This window comes from Streptomyces sp. NPDC087440 (genome assembly GCF_044744005.1).
GTDB lineage: Bacteria > Actinomycetota > Actinomycetes > Streptomycetales > Streptomycetaceae > Streptomyces.
Window position 1 is genome coordinate 92,248 of the sequence record NZ_JBIUXN010000009.1, and the last position, 17,603, is coordinate 109,850.

17 protein-coding genes and 2 tRNA genes are annotated in these 17,603 nt (G+C 70.4%); 4 read left to right on the top strand and 15 right to left on the bottom strand.

What is annotated here, in order from left to right; translation table 11 throughout:
* Positions 1-36: 36 nt before the first annotated feature.
* From ACIO3O_RS19670 to ACIO3O_RS19690, 5 genes are read right to left on the bottom strand one after another with little or no spacing between them, the layout of a single operon-like run.
* Entirely contained in the window at positions 37-414 is a 378-nt protein-coding gene (locus ACIO3O_RS19670) for a hypothetical protein (RefSeq protein ID WP_401747368.1), read from the bottom strand.
* A complete protein-coding gene (locus ACIO3O_RS19675) occupies positions 411-593 on the bottom strand; it encodes a hypothetical protein (RefSeq protein ID WP_401747369.1) in 183 nt (60 codons plus the stop codon). Before ACIO3O_RS19675 ends, ACIO3O_RS19670 begins: the two co-directional genes overlap by 4 nt.
* The gene (locus tag ACIO3O_RS19680) at positions 590-2,197 is read right to left on the bottom strand and encodes a phage/plasmid primase, P4 family (RefSeq protein ID WP_401747731.1); all 1,608 of its coding nucleotides are present in this window, start codon (positions 2,195-2,197) and stop codon (positions 590-592) included. The genes ACIO3O_RS19675 and ACIO3O_RS19680 overlap by 4 nt, the downstream gene beginning before the upstream one ends.
* Before the next feature lie 5 nt (positions 2,198-2,202).
* Positions 2,203-2,805 (bottom strand): hypothetical protein, encoded by a 603-nt coding sequence (locus ACIO3O_RS19685; protein WP_401747371.1) that lies wholly within the window; start codon positions 2,803-2,805, stop codon positions 2,203-2,205.
* The gene (locus ACIO3O_RS19690) at positions 2,802-3,134 is read right to left on the bottom strand and encodes an excisionase family DNA-binding protein (RefSeq protein ID WP_401747374.1); all 333 of its coding nucleotides are present in this window, start codon (positions 3,132-3,134) and stop codon (positions 2,802-2,804) included. The genes ACIO3O_RS19685 and ACIO3O_RS19690 overlap by 4 nt, the downstream gene beginning before the upstream one ends.
* Positions 3,135-3,306: 172 nt before the next feature.
* On the opposite strand from ACIO3O_RS19690, the gene ACIO3O_RS19695 reads away from it, so the two are divergent.
* Positions 3,307-3,807 carry a hypothetical protein gene (locus ACIO3O_RS19695; RefSeq protein ID WP_401747375.1) on the top strand — a complete coding sequence of 167 codons (501 nt, stop codon included), beginning with the start codon at positions 3,307-3,309 and terminating at the stop codon, positions 3,805-3,807.
* 15 nt (positions 3,808-3,822) lie between these two features.
* Here the strand turns inward: ACIO3O_RS19695 and ACIO3O_RS19700 are convergent, their stop codons facing one another.
* From ACIO3O_RS19700 to leuS, 5 genes are all read right to left on the bottom strand, one after another.
* Positions 3,823-5,316 (bottom strand): recombinase family protein, encoded by a 1,494-nt coding sequence (locus tag ACIO3O_RS19700; RefSeq protein ID WP_401747378.1) that lies wholly within the window; start codon positions 5,314-5,316, stop codon positions 3,823-3,825.
* Positions 5,317-5,352: 36 nt separating this feature from the next.
* Positions 5,353-6,558, bottom strand: a complete 1,206-nt coding sequence (locus ACIO3O_RS19705) for a helix-hairpin-helix domain-containing protein (protein ID WP_401747381.1) — start codon at positions 6,556-6,558, stop codon at positions 5,353-5,355.
* A gap of 120 nt (positions 6,559-6,678) precedes the next feature.
* Complete coding sequence (locus tag ACIO3O_RS19710) at positions 6,679-7,524, bottom strand: DegV family protein (RefSeq protein ID WP_401747382.1); 846 nt, start codon at positions 7,522-7,524, stop codon at positions 6,679-6,681.
* Between the two features lie 149 nt (positions 7,525-7,673).
* Entirely contained in the window at positions 7,674-8,438 is a 765-nt protein-coding gene (locus tag ACIO3O_RS19715; RefSeq protein WP_401747385.1) for a hypothetical protein, read from the bottom strand.
* 211 nt (positions 8,439-8,649) lie between these two features.
* Positions 8,650-11,535, bottom strand: a complete 2,886-nt coding sequence (gene leuS / locus ACIO3O_RS19720; RefSeq protein WP_401747388.1) for a leucine--tRNA ligase — start codon at positions 11,533-11,535, stop codon at positions 8,650-8,652.
* A 385-nt stretch (positions 11,536-11,920) separates the two neighbouring features.
* On the opposite strand from leuS, the gene ACIO3O_RS19725 reads away from it, so the two are divergent.
* Both ACIO3O_RS19725 and ACIO3O_RS19730 read left to right on the top strand, forming a co-directional pair.
* The gene (locus ACIO3O_RS19725) at positions 11,921-12,739 is read left to right on the top strand and encodes a hypothetical protein (RefSeq protein ID WP_401747390.1); all 819 of its coding nucleotides are present in this window, start codon (positions 11,921-11,923) and stop codon (positions 12,737-12,739) included.
* Positions 12,736-14,325: an NADH-ubiquinone oxidoreductase-F iron-sulfur binding region domain-containing protein gene (locus ACIO3O_RS19730; RefSeq protein ID WP_401747393.1), complete on the top strand. Its 1,590-nt coding sequence runs from the start codon at positions 12,736-12,738 to the stop codon at positions 14,323-14,325. The genes ACIO3O_RS19725 and ACIO3O_RS19730 overlap by 4 nt, the downstream gene beginning before the upstream one ends.
* Before the next feature lie 62 nt (positions 14,326-14,387).
* On the opposite strand, the gene ACIO3O_RS19735 is transcribed toward ACIO3O_RS19730, so the two are convergent.
* A tRNA-Ala gene (locus ACIO3O_RS19735) sits at positions 14,388-14,460 on the bottom strand.
* Positions 14,461-14,618: 158 nt separating this feature from the next.
* On the opposite strand from ACIO3O_RS19735, the gene ACIO3O_RS19740 reads away from it, so the two are divergent.
* The gene (locus ACIO3O_RS19740; protein ID WP_401747396.1) at positions 14,619-15,869 is read left to right on the top strand and encodes a glycosyltransferase 87 family protein; all 1,251 of its coding nucleotides are present in this window, start codon (positions 14,619-14,621) and stop codon (positions 15,867-15,869) included.
* Here ACIO3O_RS19740 and ACIO3O_RS19745 read toward each other — a convergent pair.
* The 4 genes from ACIO3O_RS19745 to rsfS all read right to left on the bottom strand — a co-directional run bounded on the left by ACIO3O_RS19745 (position 15,848) and on the right by rsfS (position 17,516).
* Positions 15,848-16,081 carry a hypothetical protein gene (locus ACIO3O_RS19745; protein ID WP_185026367.1) on the bottom strand — a complete coding sequence of 78 codons (234 nt, stop codon included), beginning with the start codon at positions 16,079-16,081 and terminating at the stop codon, positions 15,848-15,850. The genes ACIO3O_RS19740 and ACIO3O_RS19745 overlap by 22 nt on opposite strands.
* Positions 16,082-16,189: 108 nt before the next feature.
* Positions 16,190-16,262, bottom strand: a tRNA-Ala gene (locus tag ACIO3O_RS19750).
* A 133-nt stretch (positions 16,263-16,395) separates the two neighbouring features.
* Entirely contained in the window at positions 16,396-17,070 is a 675-nt protein-coding gene (locus ACIO3O_RS19755; protein WP_401747734.1) for a histidine phosphatase family protein, read from the bottom strand.
* Positions 17,067-17,516, bottom strand: coding sequence for a ribosome silencing factor (rsfS, locus tag ACIO3O_RS19760; protein WP_345223056.1), 450 nt, complete (start codon positions 17,514-17,516; stop codon positions 17,067-17,069). Before rsfS ends, ACIO3O_RS19755 begins: the two co-directional genes overlap by 4 nt.
* Positions 17,517-17,603 lie beyond the last annotated feature (87 nt).

Below are 17,603 nucleotides of genomic sequence, written 5' to 3' on the forward strand. Positions count from 1 at the left end.
TTGGTGTGCTGGCGGGTGAACGGGGTTGGGAGTTGGTCAGCCCCACTGCATGTGCTGGCCGGGGGCGTCGAAGGCGCGGATGCCGTCGGCCCGTTCGCGGCCGGTGAGTTCGCCGTACAGGTCGTGGCTGGCCTGGGCGCGGTGGTCGTCGCACGTCGAGACAGCCATGACCTTGTCGGCGTCGTCACGCGCGAGACGGAACCCAATGCCGCCCTCCCCGTCGTCGACGACCTCGGCGACGGCGACGGTCACGAGGGTGGCGGGCCTGGTACAGCCGTCCGGCTCGGTGCACTGAGTGGCGCGGAGGTGGACGGGCGCCCGCTCGATGCGGGTCTGCACGATCGCGTACTCGTGGTCGCGGACGTCGGCGTTCAGGATGTCGAGCGTGCCGGGGGTGAGAGAGCGGTCGGTCACTGGTCCTCCTGGGTTGTGTCGGCCGGCCCGACGAATGGCGGGCGGGTGAGCTTGGCCCGGTGCCGTGCGGCCAGCCCGCGCCGGCGCTGCTCGGCGAGCTGGGCGCGCAACTGCTTGCGCTGCTCGATGCGGCGGCGGGCGGCGGCTATCCGTTCGCGCACGATGTCGTCGACGTTCACGCGGCATCACATCCGGGATGCGCGGTCTGTCCGGCCTCGATGGGTTCGAAGGGGAAGTCACACACGGAGCACTTCGGCCGGTCCGTAGGTGGCGACCACAATGGGCTGTGTCGCGACTCACCGCGACTCAAGCTGTCTCCGTAGCCCGTGAGACGCGTTGAGTCGCGACTTTTCCCAATGTGGTCGCCACTCTGGGGCTTGAGTCCGATGCCGGTGTACGTGGGAACCTGGCGGCCGTCGTCGCCGCGGGGTCGGGTGCGCTTTGCCTGCGAGACGACCGACCCCAGGTTGCGGCCGAACATCTGCTTCGTGCCCGCCCGAACGCCGTTGTCCTCCGCCCACGACTTCCACTCGTCCCACAGCTCATCGACGAGGACCGTCTCCGTGGGGCCGGTCTCGCACTTCTCGCGCACGAAGGCGGACATCGGGGATGCGGTGTCCTGCATCGTGATGACGGCTTCGACGGATGCTGGCGGTTCGGTGAAGTGCCCTTGCCGCTGGAGCCTGGCCAGGCCGTCGAGCGCCCAGTTGAGGATGCCGGGCATCTCGGCGGCCAGCTTCCCGGTGAGGTCGGTGTCTTCCTTGCCCAGCCATGAGACCTGCATGGTGAGAACGATGAACCGGTTGGCGATCACGCCCGACGAGTCACCGAAGTTCGGCAGCTCGTTGGACAGGACCATGAGCCGGGTGGGCATCTTGCCCGTCCACTGCGGCCGGTACTTCCGGTCGACGTCGATGGTGTCCTCACCGGAGATGGTGAGCAGCCGCTCGACGACCTCTTGCCCGTCCCGCCCGTTGAGCCGCGCGTCGGAAATGACGGCCAGGGACTTTCCCAGCAGCGGGGCCAGGCCGAAGTTCGTGGCCAGGCCGGCGAGCGTGGGGCCTGCCATGTTGCCCTTGCCGACGAGCGCCGTGAGGATGCGGGCGATGGTGCCCTTTCCGGACCGGGTGGGCCCGACGACGAGCAGCATCTTCTGTTGGTCGGTGCGCCCAGAGAGGACGTAGCCGAACCACTCCTGCAGGGCCGCCACCGAGTCGGGGTCGTCGGGCCACACCTGGGAGAGAAATGCTTCCCAGGCGGGCGCAGTCGCCCCTTCCCGGTAGTCGAACGGGACCGACACCAGGTTGAAGAACGTCGGGGTGAGCGGCGACAACTTCCGGTCGGAGACTCGGAGCAGCCCGTTCTCACAGGCGACGATCGGCCCGCTTTTCCCGTGCGTAAGGGATCGGTCTGAGTCGCGACTCACTGCGTCTCGCTCGCCAATCCAGGCGGGTGCGTCGACGGACGGCGGCAGATGAGTGATAGCGGCCGTTGCCCCCATCAGGTCGGCAACCTTCCGGATCGTCGGCGCCCACGGCTTGATCACCTCTTCGCCTTCCTTGGTGTTGCCCGCGAAGTACTCGGCGTGCTCCAGGAGCTTGTACAGGTCGGCCCGCACCTCCTGGTCGTCGAGCTCCCGCCAGTACGAGCGCTCCCACTGCATCCACGAGGATCGCCAGTGCCGCAGGGTGAGTACGCCGTCGTCGGTCTGCCACCGCGGCGACAGTTGCCGTGCGACGGCCATGGGGTTCGTGGGCGCCGGAACCCGTCCCGGGTCGCGCATGTCCTTCACGCCGCCGCCCTCCTGTCTTCGGTGTAGGTGAGGTACCGGCCGGGCTGCCCGGGAATCGCGATGGGCGGCCATCCGGGGGTTGCCTGCAGTTGGTGAGCCGGTTTCGGCTGCGCCGCCTCGTCGAGTTCGGCCAGGGTCTTGCGGCTGGCCAGCGGGTCACGGCCGCGCCGCGCGTCGCGGAACCATGCGAGCAGCGCTTCCTCGTCGCCGTACTTGCGCCACATCTCGGCGGCGTACAGCACGGCGGCGAGCCGCTTGGGGTCGTCGGGGCGGAGCGTCATCCACAGAGGGGACGCGTACTTGGGGAAGTCCCCGGCCAGGTAGAGCGCCTTGGCGTCGGCCCACAGGGTGGCCCGGTCACCGTCGACGTCGGGAGGTGAAACATTTGTTTCAGGTGAGTCGCGCAAGCCCTCGTCGGCCTGGCCGCCGCGGCCGGCCGCGCAGTCGAACGGGTCTTGGTGTCCGCAGTCGAGCGGTTCGCACCGTTCAACGGCTTCTCGTCGCCGGGCGAGCTGTGTCACGATGGGCCATGCGCCCACCGCGCGAATTTCCTGAAACGCCCCGGATAGCCCCCGGGGCGTTTCTGCGTTTCGGGTCATGCCGCGGCGCCTCCCGAGTCCACAACGGCGCCCCGCTCCTGTTCAGGAAGCTGGCGCAGCCCGAGCAGCGCCACGACACGGCGAAGCTGGTCATCGCTGAGTTCTTCAACGGCGTCTGCCAGGGGATTGCGACGCGCCGGGCGTTCGTTCTGTTCGCTGCGCAGACGCTCCATGTAGGCGTCGAGAGCCGTGACGGGGATGAGCCGCCGGCGGCCAACTTTGATGCTTTCGAGTTCGCACGATGCGATGAGGCCGAAGAGGGTGGTGCGGCCAAGCCCCGAAGCCTCGGCGGCTTGGTCGACGGTCAGGTTGATCTTCTGGATTGGCACGGATGCTCCAGCACATGAGAACCTGCGGACCTGATGAGTCCGAGGTCAGAAGTAGCACCCATGCGGGCGTTCAGTCAAGTACGACGGAGTTCATGTGCGAACGCGACAGTGCACATGCGTGAGACCCGCTCCCCTGTTGAGCAGCGGCGACGGGGGCTGTACCTTGGCGGACGTGAGCGAAGACAAGCGAACTCTTGCGGGCGGCAATTGGCGCATGCCCAACCGAGAGCCCGGCGAAGACGAGACCTGGGATCGCCTCGGTGATGATTGGCGTGCCGTCGACGGCTTGGTCCCGGATGTGCGCCTCTATGCATGTTGGGACAAGCAGGAGGACGGACGCTCGTACCTCTCCGGGTTGACGGTGAGTGGCGGCCGAATCACTGCCGAACTCCTGCGGGCGATCCCTGTAGGGCGTCTGGAGAACATCCCCAATGCCGTAGCCATGGAGTCAATTGACGAACTGGCGCCACTAACGCGACGGCAGGGGGAGCCACCCGAACAGTTCGCAGATCGGGTGGCTTGGTACTACCGCTTCTTCTCAGGGGTCAGCTCACGTCCGGCGAAGGAGATTTCGGAACACTCAGACGTGCCCCTGCCCACAGTCCACGGCTGGATCCGGGAGGCTCGATTGCGAGGCAAGCTGCCCCCCGGGAAGCGGGGAAAGGCCGGCTGACCGCCGGTTACTAGGTCACTCCCCACGCGAGATAGGCCGCAGCCGTTCGGGCTGAAACTTGTTCCCCCGGCTGCGGTCGTGCGGCATGACGTCGTATCCCGGAATGATGGTCAGCAGGACCTCTCGCCTGTCGGCGGGCGAAAGCCGCTCCCACCCCGCTCGGACGTCGCCGGCCAGGAGCCCCCGGAGGATTCGTGGGGCGACGGAGACGACGAGCGCTCTTGACTCCTTCACGCGCTTCTCAATGATGTTGCGGGCTTCGGTGTACTCGCCAAAGCTGATCTCCCGCTTGGCCCACATGCGCGCCAGTTCCTTCAACTGCTCCTCATCAGCCGCCAGTTCCGTGCGAGCCTCGTCGGAGACCTCGGCCGTGGCGACCCGCTGGAGCCGGTACAGGACCTTAGGGCGGGACAACAGGTCGACCACCTGGTTGCCGACTTCTTCTTCGGCAGGCTCGGCCTTAATGGCGACCTTGCCGCAGCCACCGTTGGGGGTGGAGCACCAGTACCGCGGGCCGCTGTTGCCGTGGCTGCCCGTCAGCATGTGCTTGCAAGAGGGGCATCGGAGCGCACCCGTCAGCCACCGTTGCAAGGTGAGGTCCGTCGTTCCCGCGCGGGCGGCAAGCCGGATGCAGATCTCTTCCCACTGCGGGCGTTCGATGATGGCGGGCCACGTAGCTTTGCCGACGATCTCCTTCTTGTGGGCTCGCAGGCCGGCCACTGAGGGCTTGGAAATGGCGCTGCCTACCGTTCGGCCAGACCACGCCGCGCCGGTCACTGTGGGGACGCCTCGGCGTTTCAGGTCTTCGGCGATGGACTTGTTGCTTTCGCCGACCTCGGGGTTGATCTTCGCCCGCTGCTCGTCGGTCCAGCCGTCCCAGGTGCCCAGGATGCGCGCGCCGATCTCCTTGAGGATCTTCGCCTCGTCGTCGATGACCTCGTACTGCTCGGTGAATCCGTATCCGCGAAACCCTCCCCCGCCGGGCTTGCCCTCTTGGGCCAGTTCCTCATGCTTGCGGGCGACGCGGCGGGCGGTGTCACGGCTGGACTTGTTGGCGACGGCGCACATGATGCGGGCGACGGTGATGTCGGCATCGTTGGCCAGGCGCAGCGACCCGGTCACGGACTCGACAGGGATACGCGGCCGGCGCGACTCGACGACGTCAATCAGGTCTTCAAGGTCGCGGGGGTCTCGGGCGACACGGTCAAGGTCGTCCGCAATGAGTCCGTCGCACTCCCCCGACGCGAGCATGTCCAGCGCCGCCCGGAAGCCTGGTCGCACGGTGCGCAGCCCTGTCGACCCATCGGGCAGGCGGATCTTCCGGCGCTTGTACGCGGACGTGTCGTCCTCGGGAATGACCTTGGTGACGGTCCAGCCGAGACGCTTAGCGAGAGCGCGACCGTCTTCCTCCTGCCTCCCGATGCCCTTGGAGAACTCGGCACGGCGACGCTCGGCGTCGGTCATCTGGTCCTCGTCCTCGTCCTCGGGCTTGCGGTAGCTGATGCGCAAGAGAAGCACGGCACGGGTAGGAGTCATTTCGCTAGATTAGCATTGACAACTCGGATCCCCGATCCCGTTGACCTCCCGGAGTTCCTCCACGGAGCGGAAGCCGCCGTGCTGGATGCGGTAGTCGATGATGTGCTGGGCGAGAACGGGGCCGACTCCCGGGAGCGTGTCGAGCTGCTCCACGGTCGCGCTGTTGAGACTGACCGGCACGCCGGGCGGTCGGCCTCCGGGTCCGGCCGCGGTGCCGCCGGCCGACTGCGGCGGTGGCGGGGCGGGTGCGCCCACCACCACGTGTTCGCCGTCGGTCAGCACCCGGGCCCGGTTGAGGTCCTCGACGGCGGTGCCCGCCTTGACCCCGCCCGCTGCCCGGAGTGCGTCGGCGACCCGCGATCCGGCCGGCAGCCGGAGCACGCCCGGCCTCCTCACCTTCCCGCTCACGTCGACGACCACGACGGCACCGCCCGCGGCCTGCGGCAGTTGCCCCGGGCCGGGAACGGGCGCGGGGCCGGTCGAGGGCTGGGGCAGCGGCGCCCCGGGCCGGGGCGCGGCCACCGTCCCGGTCGTTCCGGCCGTCCCGGGCTTCTCCGGGACGCGTACGGCCTCGGGGCGGCCGGAGAGGAAGTGGTGGAAGGCGAATCCGGCGGAGACCACCAGAACGGCCGCCAGGGCGCCCAGAGTCCGGGGTTCCATGCCGCACCGGACCTGTACCCACACGGGTACCCGTTCCCGGGCCGCGGCCCAGACCCGCTGCAGCCCGCCCGCACCGCGCTGCCGCACCCCTAGCGGAGCCGCCCCGGGCAGGGTGGAGGGCCCGGCGGGCGGGCGCGGGACCGGTGCGGGGGACGCGGGCGCCCGGGGCCCGGAGAGTGTGGGCGCCGTCAGGGCGGAGGCGAGCGAGGAGACCGCCGAGCGGGCCACCGCCGATGCCGAGAGGGCGGGGCGGCGGGCCGCTGCGGGCGGGGTCGGCAGCCCGCCGGAAGGACGTGCCCCCGCAGGCGGGGCGGCCGGGATCGTCGGGGCTGCCGGGACGGAGACCTTCGCCCCCAGCGCCCGGGCCACCGCCGCGGGTCGCGCCAGGAGAGCGTCCGCCCTGCGCCGTGACACCGCCGCGGCGGCGGTCGCGGCCCCGCGTCTGCCGGTGCGGGCGGCCGACGGGGCGCGCAGCCTCGTACGGGAGGAGAGGTGGGTGCGGCGACCGGGGACGCGGCCCGGTCCTGTCGTTTCGTTGCGTGATCGAAGAGCCATGGACCGGACGGTAGACGGATTCGCCCAGCGTTGCTGATCTTGGTCAATTCCTGTGGAAAAGCCGCGAGTTGTGGAAAACTCGGCCACTCCTTCGAGGGGTTTCGCAGGCTCCTAGGAACCTCAGCGTGGCGAGATCACTGCGCCGAGCAGCCCCGGTCCCGTGTGCGCGCCGATCACGGCACCGACCTCGCTGACGTGCAGGTCGACCAGGCCCGGCACCCGTTCGCGCAGCCGCTGGGCGAGGGTGTCGGCGCGCTCCTGGGCCGCCAGGTGGTGCACCGCGATGTCCACGGCCCGATCACCGGCCTGCTCCACGGCGATCTCCTCCAGCCGGGCAATCGCTTTGGAGGCCGTGCGTACCTTCTCCAGCATCTCGATCCGCCCGTCGTCGAGCGCGAGGAGCGGCTTGACGGCGAGCGCCGAGCCGAGGAGGGCCTGCGCGGCACCGATGCGGCCGCCGCGTCGCAGATAGTCGAGGGTGTCGACGTAGAAGTACGCGGAGGTGCCGGAGGCTCGCTTCTCCGCGGCGGCCACCGCCTCGTCGACCGTGCCGCCCGCCTCGGCGACCTCGGCCGCCGCCAGGGCGCAGAACCCGAGGGCCATGGCAACCATCCCGGTGTCCACCACCCGCACGGGCACGGGTGCCTCCCGCGCCGCGAGCACGGCCGCGTCGTACGTCCCGGAGAGCTCTGCAGGCAGATGCAGCGAGACGATGCCACTCGCCCCGGCCTCGGCCGCCGCCCGGTAGGTCGCGGCGAAGACCTCGGGGCTGGGCCGGGAGGTGGTCACCGACCGGCGCTTCTGGAGGGCCTGGGCGAGTGAGCGGGCGGAGATCTCGGTGCCCTCTTCGAGCGCCTGGTCGCCGAGGACGACGGTCAGCGGCACCGCGGTGATGCCGTGCCGCTCCAGCGTCGGGTGCGGCAGATAGGCCGTGGAATCGGTGACGATCGCGACATGGGCGGACATGAGCGGGAGGTTACCCGCAGGCGAAGCCCGGCGGCAGCCCGGCCCCTCGGCACCGGCCGTCACCGGGCCGGTTGTCGCCCCTCGCGCCTCACGACGGCCGCCGCGCCTCTGTGTGGGGCGCGGCGGCGGCGTAGGTGTCGGTGGGCGGCTCAGGTGGTGCTTTCCGGACGGGGGGCCTTCTCCCACGGGTACGCGGTCGTCCGGTTCCGGTCGCGTCCGGTGATCGCCTGCGGACCGGACTGCGGGGTGCTGTCGGCGCCCTTCTGGGGCGTCCCGGGGCCGGTGCCCGCCGTCCGCGGCCAGGACTGTGCGGGCCCTGCGGTCGTTCCGCCCGGCTGCGAGGTGTACTGCTCCGGCTCCGGCTCGACGGCGGCCCAGTGCCGCAGCGCTCCGGACTCCATGCGGATCTGCTCGCTCAGCGAGGCGAGGTCGTCGTCCGCGAACTTCCTGGCCCGGTCGCGGGCCGCCCACCGCAGGGAGTCCGCCGAGGAGACGACCTGTTCGGTGCGCTCCCGGAGCTCGGGAATGCGCTCGGTGGCCCGCTCCTTGTCGGGGTCGCGCTCCAGTCGGCGCAGTTCGTCGTCGAGCTGGTGACCGTACTCACTGAGCCGCTCGAACAGGGCGAGGGACTCCGTCAGTGAGGCGTCGGAGGCGACCCCGGAGGCCAGTGCCTCCTGGGTGGCGCGCATGGACGTGCGCAGCGAGAGCCGCAGCTGGGCGAGCTCGCCGCCCATGCCGGGCTGGCCGTAGCTCTTCGCCCGCAGCGTGGTGTCCTCGACGGTCCGCCGGGCCTGGGTGATGGTGCGGTCCACTCCGCGCCGGGCGGCTCCCACCGCCTTCACGGTGACGTACACCCCCAGTCCCACGAAGGCGAAGAAGAGCAGCGCCATGATCAGGATGACGACAGCTTCCATGACGCCCCTCCGCGATAGGTCCGACGAACCGGGTTGGACGACCCGGTCACCGGTCCACGAGTGCACCGGCTTCTCCACCGTAAACGGAGAGGGCAGGCGAGAGGTTCCATCGGAACCCCCAACCTGCCCGTAGGGGAAAGCCCCCAGCCCGTGTTCCCGGCTGCTCCTTTGTTACGTTTCCGGACGTTCTGCCGGGAACTGGTTCCCGGTGTCACGCGGGGACGATGTTCACCAGCTTCGGCGCACGGACGATCACCTTGCGGATGCCGGCGCCGCCCAGTGCCGCGACGACGGCGGGGTCGGCCAGTGCCAGCTTCTCCAGTTCGTCGTCACCGATCGACGGGGAGATCTCCAGGCGTGCCTTGACCTTGCCCTTGACCTGAACGACGCAGGTCACGGTCTCGTCGACGACGTACGCCGGGTCCGCGACGGGGAAGTCCTGGTGGACGACGGACTCGGTGTGGCCCAGCTTGCGCCACAGTTCCTCGGCAATGTGCGGGGCCAGCGGGGCGACCAGCAGCACCAGGCGCTCGGCGACCGAGCGCGACACCGGGCCGCCCGACTTCGTCAGGTGGTTGTTCAGCTCGGTGATCTTGGCGATGGCGGTGTTGAAGCGCATTCCGGCCATGTCCTGGCCGACGCCGTCGATCGCCTTGTGCAGGGCGCGCAGCGTGTCCTCGTCCGGCTCGGCATCCGTGACGGTGACCTCGCCGGTCGTCTCGTCGACGACGTTGCGCCACAGGCGCTGCAGCAGGCGGTACTGGCCGACGACCGCGCGGGTGTCCCAGGGGCGCGAGACGTCCAGGGGGCCCATGGCCATTTCGTACAGGCGCAGGGTGTCCGCACCGTACTCGGCGGAGATCTCGTCCGGAGTGACGGCGTTCTTCAGGGACTTGCCCATCTTGCCCAGGACGCGGCTGACCTTCTCGCCCTGGTAGTAGAAGCCGCCGTCACGCTCCTCGACCTCGGCCGCCGGGACGGCGATGCCGCGTGCGTCCCGGTAGACGAAGGCCTGGATCATGCCCTGGTTGTACAGCTTGTGGAACGGCTCGGACGAGGACACGTGCCCCAGGTCGAACAGCACCTTCGACCAGAAGCGGGCGTACAGCAGGTGCAGCACGGCGTGCTCGGCGCCGCCGACGTACAGGTCGACGCCACCGTGCGGCATGCCCTCGCGCGGGCCCATCCAGTACTGCTCGACGGACGGGTCGACCAGCTTCTCGCTGTTGTGCGGGTCCAGGTAGCGCAGCTCGTACCAGCAGGAGCCGGCCCAGTTGGGCATGGTGTTGGTCTCGCGGCGGTACTTCTTCGGGCCGTCGCCCAGGTCCAGGGTGACGTTGACCCAGTCCTGGTTGCGCGACAGCGGCGTCTCGGGCTGCGCGTCGGCGTCCTCCGGGTCGAAGGTGCGCGGCGAGTAGTCCTCGACCTCGGGCAGCTCCAGCGGCAGCATCGACTCGGGCAGGGAGTGCGCGATGCCGTCCTCGTCGTAGACGATCGGGAAGGGCTCGCCCCAGTAGCGCTGGCGGCTGAACAGCCAGTCGCGCAGCCGGTAGTTGACGGTGCCCTCGCCGAAGCCGCCCGCGGCCAGCCACTCCGTCATGCGGATCTTCGCGTCGACGACGCTCAGCCCGTCCAGCGACACGGTGTCCGCGGCGGCGGAATTGACGATCTTCCCGTCGTACGAGGAGAACGCGTCGTCCCACGCGGCCGGCTCCTCGCCGCGCCCGTCCGTCGGCTCTACGACGCAGCGCATCGGCAGCTCGAAGGCGCGCGCGAACGCGAAGTCACGGGTGTCGTGCGCCGGAACGGCCATGATCGCGCCCGTGCCGTAGCCCATCAGCACATAGTCGGCGATGAAAACGGGGACTTTTTCACCACTTACCGGGTTGGTCGCGTACGCACCGGTGAAGACGCCGGTCTTCTCCTTGGCGTCGGCCTGCCGCTCGACGTCGGACTTGGCGGCGGCCTGCTTGCGGTACGCGGCAACGGCCTCGGCCGGGGTGGCGTGCCCGCCGGTCCACACGTCGTGGGTGCCCTCGGGCCAGGCGTCCGGGACGATACCCGCGACCAGGTCGTGCTCGGGCGCCAGCACCATGTAGGTGGCACCGAACAGGGTGTCCTGACGCGTGGTGAAGACGGTGATCTTCTTGTCGGCCGCACCGTCGACGGCGAAGTCGACGCGGGCGCCCTCGCTGCGGCCGATCCAGTTGCGCTGCTGCAGCTTGATCGCCTCGGGCCAGTCCAGGCCGTCCAGGTCGTCGATCAGACGGTCGGAGTAGGCGGTGATGCGCATGTTCCACTGGCGCAGCTTCGCCTTGAAGACGGGGAAGTTGCCCCGCTCGGAACGGCCGTCGGCGGTGACCTCCTCGTTGGCCAGCACGGTGCCCAGACCCGGCGCCCAGTTCACGGGTGCGTCCGAGGCGTACGCCAGCCGGTACTCGCTCAGCAGGTCGGCGCGCTCCGCGGCGTCCATGGCCGCCCAGGTGCGGCCACCGGGAACGGCACGCTCGCCGCTCTCGAACTGGGCCACCAGGTCGGCGATCGGATGGGCCTTCTTCGCGTCGGCGTCGTACCAGGAGTTGAAGATCTGGACGAAGATCCACTGCGTCCACTTGTAGTACTCGGGGTCGATCGTCGCGAACGAACGGCGCTTGTCGTGCCCCAGGCCCAGTCGGCGCAGCTGGTCCTTCATGTTGGCCATGTTGGCCTCGGTGGAGGTCCGCGGGTGTGTGCCGGTCTGCACGGCGTACTGCTCGGCGGGCAGGCCGAAGGCGTCAAAGCCCAGCGTGTGCAGCACGTTGTGGCCGGTCATGCGCTGGTGGCGGGCGTAAACGTCGGTGGCGATGTAGCCCAGCGGGTGTCCGACGTGCAGCCCGGCACCGGAGGGGTACGGGAACATGTCCATGATGAACTTCTTGGGCTTCGCGGCCAGCTCCGCGTCGCCCGACAGGTCTCCGTCACCGGGGTTGGGCGCCTCGTAGGTGCCTTCCTCGTCCCAGAAGTCCTGCCAGCGTGCCTCGATGTCGGCGGCCATGGCAGCCGTGTAGCGGTGTGCGGCTGCCGTCTCGGCAGCGGCAGCGGCATTCATCTCGCTCATGATTTTCGAAGCTCCATCGATTTCGTCTCTGCCTACGGATCTCTGCCTGCGGAAATGAAAAATCCCCTCGCACAGGAGGGGACGCCGCGCCGATGCCGACCAGGTGTTTTCACCGGTCGGGACTGATCAGCGCGGCTCACTAAGCAGAAGGCGTACGGCACGCATGGCGTCAGGGTACCGCAGGGGTCACGGCCGTCGCATCGAGCTGTCGCCGGGTGAGACGGCGGTACGGGGTCGTCGGGGCCACGGGGCGTCGTGCTGCGCGGACCGTACCCGGCGACGCCACTCGCGCACCGGGGAACCAACAAACCCCCCTGCGCCCCGCACCGGGCCGCCTAGCCTCCCGCCACGGGACCACATTCCCGAGCTTCCGGAGTCCTCCCCCATGAACCTCTTACCGCGTGCGCACCACACAACGGCCGCACCGGCCGCACCACCGGCCCCGGGCCGACGGCCGCCCCGGCGCGCGTCCGCCCGCCTGATACCGGTCCTGGCGCTTGCGTCGCTGCCGCTGGTCGCCGTCCTCGGCGGCGACGGTCTGCGGTCGGCGCTCGACTTCACCACGGGTGTGCTGACGCTCGTATCGCTCACCGCCTCCGTCGCCTGGGGGCTGCTCGCCACCGACCGTCTGCTGCTGCGTCCCCGGCACCGGCTGATCGCCCAGGGCGTGCACCGGGTCACCGCGATCGCCTCCCTGTGCTTCCTCCTGCTGCACCTCACGGTCAAGGTCGTCCTCGCCCACACCACGCTGACGGCGGCTCTGGTGCCGTTCTCGGGCGGTTCCTCCGGCACGGCGGTCCTCGTCGGGTTCGGTTCGCTGGCCGGACTGCTGATGGCCGCGGCCGCCATGACGGGGGCCCTGCGCAGTGCGTTCGCCGCGCCCGGCCGTGTGCTGCCGGGCCGGTGGCGGGCGCTGCACATGCTGGCGTACCCGGCGTGGTGCTCGGCCGTGCTGCACGGTCTGTTCACCGGTCGGCCCGCCGCCGGGTGGGTCGTCGTGATGTACGCCCTGTGCCTGGCGTCGGTGTCCGCGGTGCTGTCCTTGCGTCTGCTCCCCGAGCGGCTCAAGAGGAGCATCGTCGCGGGTGCCCTGGCACCGCCGTCGCCGCGAAGGGCCGCGCCACGGCTGGTGCGCGCCAGGCCGCCGCGCACCGCTCTGCCCCAGCCCCGGCACGCGCGCACCCCCACAGGAGACCGCAGTTGAACGCCCGCAACGCACCCCTGCCCGATGTCCCGCACGTGGTCACCGTCGGCCTCCCGCACCTCACCCAGGGCTTCGACAGGGCCGCCCGCCTCGACCTGACCACCCACTTGAGGGTGCACGGCCCGCTCGCTCCCGTTCCGGGCGAGCGCCTGGCGGCGCTCGCCGAGGACGTCTCGCTCCTCGGCCGGGGCGGTGCGGGCTTCCCGTTCGCGCGGAAACTGCGGGCCGTGGCCAAGGCGGCGATCCGCCGTGGCGTGCACCCGGTGGTCGTCGTCAACGCCAGCGAGGGCGAACCGGCCTGCCGCAAGGACACTGTGCTGATCAACCGCGCCCCCCACCTCGTCCTGGACGGCGCCCTCCTCGCCGCGGAAGCACTCGGGGCGCGCACCCTCGTCGTCGCCGTCACCCGCGACTCCACGGAAGCGTCCGTACGGGACGCTTTCGACGAGCGCGGTCTCACCGACCGCCGCATCCGCAACCGCGGCATCCGGGCCCGGATCGTGCGCACTCCCGAGCGCATGGTGTCCGGCGAGGCGTCCGCCGTGATCCGCGCCGTGAACGGCGGCCCCGCGCTCCCTCCCGGCCGCCGTGAACGTGCCGCCGAGTCCGGTGTCGCGGGCGCACCCACACTGCTGTCCAACGCCGAGACGTACGCACAGCTCGCCGTCGCCGCCAGGCTGGGGCCGCAGCGATACGGCCGCACCGGGGTCCCCGACGAGCCCGGCACCGTCCTGCTCACCGTCTCCGGTGCCGTGGCCCGTCCGGTGGTGCTGGAGGTTCCCTCGGGAGTGCCGCTGGGGTACGTCCTGCGGCTGGCCGGTGCTCCGCCGCTCCCCCAGGGCGTCCTCACCGGCGGCTATCACGGCAGTTGGATCGACGCGTACGCCGCACACGACGCCGCCGTCTCGCGCGCCTCCCTGGCGTCGTTCGGCGGGGCCCTGGGCGCGGGCGCCCTGCTGCCGATCGGGGCGGAGACCTGCCCGCTGGGCGAGACCCTGCGGGTGGCGAACTGGCTCGCGGCCGAGAGCGCGGGACAGTGCGGCCCGTGCAGGCTCGGGCTGCCCGCCGCGGCCGGTGGGCTCTCCGACGTACTGGAGGGCGGCGGTCAGGCCGCGTTGGAGGCGTTGCGCGAGGTGACGCAGGCGGCGAAGGGCCGCGGTGCGTGCAAGCACCCGGACGGTTCCGTACGTTTCCTGCTGTCCGCCCTGAACGCCTTCACCGACGACTTGGCCTCCCACGTCCTGGGCGGCGGCTGCGGGCGCCCGACGAGCGCCGTGCTGCCCCTCCCCGCCCCCGTCAGCCCCGGTTCCCGCCACAAGGGGGGTGCGCCCAGCGGCGAGAGGCTGGAGGTCGACTGGACCCTGTGCCAGGGACACGGCCTGTGCGCGGACGTCGTTCCCGAACTGATCCGGATGGGTCACGACGGCTACCCCGCCCTCGCGGACGCTTCGGTCCCCCTGCACCTGCACGACCGCGCCCGTCGTGCGGTACGCCGGTGCCCCGCCCTCGCCCTGCGCCTTGAGGAGTCCCCTGCCGAACGCACGCCTGTCGTGTCCCGCACATCACTGGAGCAGGGTCGCGGCTGACCACGAGGGAAACGACGACAAAGAAGCGGCCCGTCCGATGGGAGGGGCCGCTTCTTCGACTGTGGAGCTAAGGAGAATTGAACTCCTGACCTCCTGCATGCCATGCAGGCGCTCTACCAACTGAGCTATAGCCCCGTGCTGTGCACTTCGTGTCGTTCTCCGTGGTTTCCCCCGGCGACATCGCCAACTTTAGACGGTGGATCGCCGCATCACCAAATCCCTTTCCGCACCCCCTTCCGGCGAGCGCGTCCCCCACCCCGGCACACCGCTGTGTGACGGTACGGTCGCCCGCTGTGAACACATCCCTCTTCGAGTCCGCCGTTCCCCTACGAAGCGATGCCGCACGGCGTCCGGCCGCCGTCGCAGGGGCGGTCTGCCTGATCTCCTTCGCCGTCTTCTGGGCCGCTCAGCGCCTGGCTCGGGTCTCGATGATCGACCTGACCGTCTACCGCGCGGAGGGGGCGACGGTCCTGGCCGGCGGGGACCTCTACGCGATGCGCGTTACCGCAGCGAATCTGCCGACGACGTATCCGCCCTTCGCGGCGCTGCTGTTCACACCGCTGTCGCTGCCGGACCCCGGTCTCCTGCGCGTCCTTGCGACGGTCGGCAATCTGGCCCTGCTGGTCGCCCTGGCGCATCTGTCGCTGCGGCTCGTCGGGCACGACAACCGCACGACGGTGCTGTGGGTGGCCGCGGCGGCGGTCTGGTGCGAGCCGGTGTGGACGACGTTGCGGTACGGGCAGATCAACCTCGCCGTCGCGGTCGCCGTCCTGTGGGACCTGACGCGCAGGGAGGGGCACCGGTGGGCGGGGGTGGGCATCGGGCTCGCGACGGCGGTGAAGCTGACGCCGGGGCTGTTCGTCGTCTTCCTGTTGCTGGCGGGCCTGGCCCGGGGGCGGCGCACCGGTACGTACCGCGGCGATCCCTGGCTGCGTCAGGCGTCGGTCGCCGTCGCCGCGTTCCTCGCCGCGACGGCGGGCTCGGCCCTGTTGCTGCCCCGCGACTCCCGCACGTTCTGGACCCGTGCGCTCTTCGAGTCCACCCGGGTGGGCACGATGGAGGACACCGCCAACCAGTCGCTGGGCGGGGTCCTGGCCCGCCTCCTGCACACGGGCGCCCCCGGTGGGTGGTGGGCCGCCGCTGCGGCGCTCGTTGCGGCCGTGGGGCTGTACACGGCCGTGCACGCCGCCCTGCGCGGGGAGCGCGCCCGTGCGGTGCTGACCTGTGCGGTGACGGCCCTGCTGATCAGCCCGATCTCGTGGTCGCACCATTGGGTGTGGTGCGTGCCGCTGATCGTGTTCCTGGCCGGGGAGGCGGTGCGGGACGGACGTGTGCGCACGGTCCGAGCCTGGGCGGCGGGGGCGGTCTTCTTCTCGTACGCGCTGTGGGCGGTGCCGCACGGCCGGCCGGGGCGTCCCGAACTCGACCAGGGTCTCGGCCAGTTCCTGCTGTCCGCGAGCTATCCCGCGGTGGGGCTGGCCTTCCTCCTCGCGGGCTTCCGCGTCACGGTCCTCGTAAGAGGTCAGGCCCGCGCGAAGGAGTAGAAGCGTTTGAGGGTGCAGTGTTCGTCGAGCAGTCGGCCGTAGATCGGCTCGCCCTCCAGCTCGCGGTACGTCTCGATGGGGTCGCCTTTTATGATCAGCGCCCGCGCGCACTCCTCGCACCAGTACTGGTACTCGGAATTGACCGGTTCCATGTCACGGACGATCGGTGTTCCGCTGCCGCACCAGTCACACTTCCGCCTGTGTGCGCCCATCGTCCCCTCCCCTTCGGCGGCCGCCCCCTCCGGCCGTCGATTCTGTCACGGCTCCGCAAGAGGGACAGCAAAAGATCCCGCCCCCTGACGGGGACGGGATCTTGATTGTGGAGCTAAGGAGAATTGAACTCCTGACCTCCTGCATGCCATGCAGGCGCTCTACCAACTGAGCTATAGCCCCGCGTGTTCTCGGTGCTGTGCGGGTGTTTCCCGCTCTGCGCTGCGAACAAGAAGAACTCTAGCCTGTGACCTGCCGGAAAGTGAAATCCGGGTCGGCCGCCGCTCCCGGAGGGGCCGGGAGGGCCGAGAACCGCTCAGTCGTCGTCCCCGAGCACCGGCTCCGGGAGGGTTCCCGCGTTGTGCTCCAGGAGCCGCCAGCCGCGGGCGCCCTCGCCGAGGACGGACCAGCAGCAGTTGGAGAGGCCGCCCAGGCCTTCCCAGTGGTGCGACTCCAGGCCGAGAAGACGGCCGATGGTGGTGCGGATGGTGCCGCCGTGGCTGACGACGACGAGGGTGCCCCCGTCGGCGAGCTTGTCGGCGTGCGCCAGGACCACGGGAGCGGCACGGTCGGCGACCTCGGTCTCCAGTTCGCCCCCGCCGCGCCGGACCGGCTCCCCGCGCTTCCAGGCGGCGTACTGCTCGCCGTACTGCGCGACGATCTCCTCGTGCGTGAGGCCCTGCCAGGCACCCGCGTACGTCTCGCGCAGGCCCGCGTCGTGCGTCACGTCCAGGCCCGTGAGGGCGGCCAGCTCACCGGCGGTCGCCGCGGCCCGCTGGAGGTCGGAGGCCACGATGGCGTCCGGCTTCAGCGAGGCGAGGAGGCGTGCCGCCCGGCGGGCCTGGGCCACTCCGGTGTCGGTCAGCTCGATGTCCGTGCTGCCCTGGAAGCGGCGTTCCAGGTTCCAGGAGGTCTGGCCGTGCCGCCACAGGACGATGCGACGACCGCGGTTGCTCCCTGTTGCGCGCTGCTGCGCCGCCGTGCCGTTCAGAACGCGTCTCCGTCCAGGTCTCCGTCCAGCTCGCCGGCCGGGTTCAGCTTGGCGTGCTCTTCGGCCTTGCCGCGGGTCTTCACCGCGTCCTCGGGGAGGGCGATCTCGGGGCAGTCCTTCCACAGGCGCTCCAGCGCGTAGTAGACGCGCTCCTCGCTGTGCTGGACGTGCACCACGATGTCGACGTAGTCGAGGAGGATCCAGCGGGCCTCGCGGTCGCCCTCGCGGCGGACCGGCTTGGCGCCGAGCTCCTTGTTGAGCTTCTCCTCGATCTCGTCGACGATCGACTTGACCTGGCGGTCGTTGGGCGCGGAGGCCAGCAGGAAGGCGTCCGTGATGGACAGCACATCGCTGACGTCGTACGCGATGATGTCGTGCGCGAGCCGGTCGGCGGCCGCCTGTGCGGCGGCGTTGATGAGCTCGATGGAACGGTCAGTGGCGGTCACTAGCAGGCTTTCGTCGGCGGTCGGTGATTACCACAAGGGTCTCACGTCATGCCGACGTGCCCCGCCGGAGTTTCTGCGGCGGGGCAC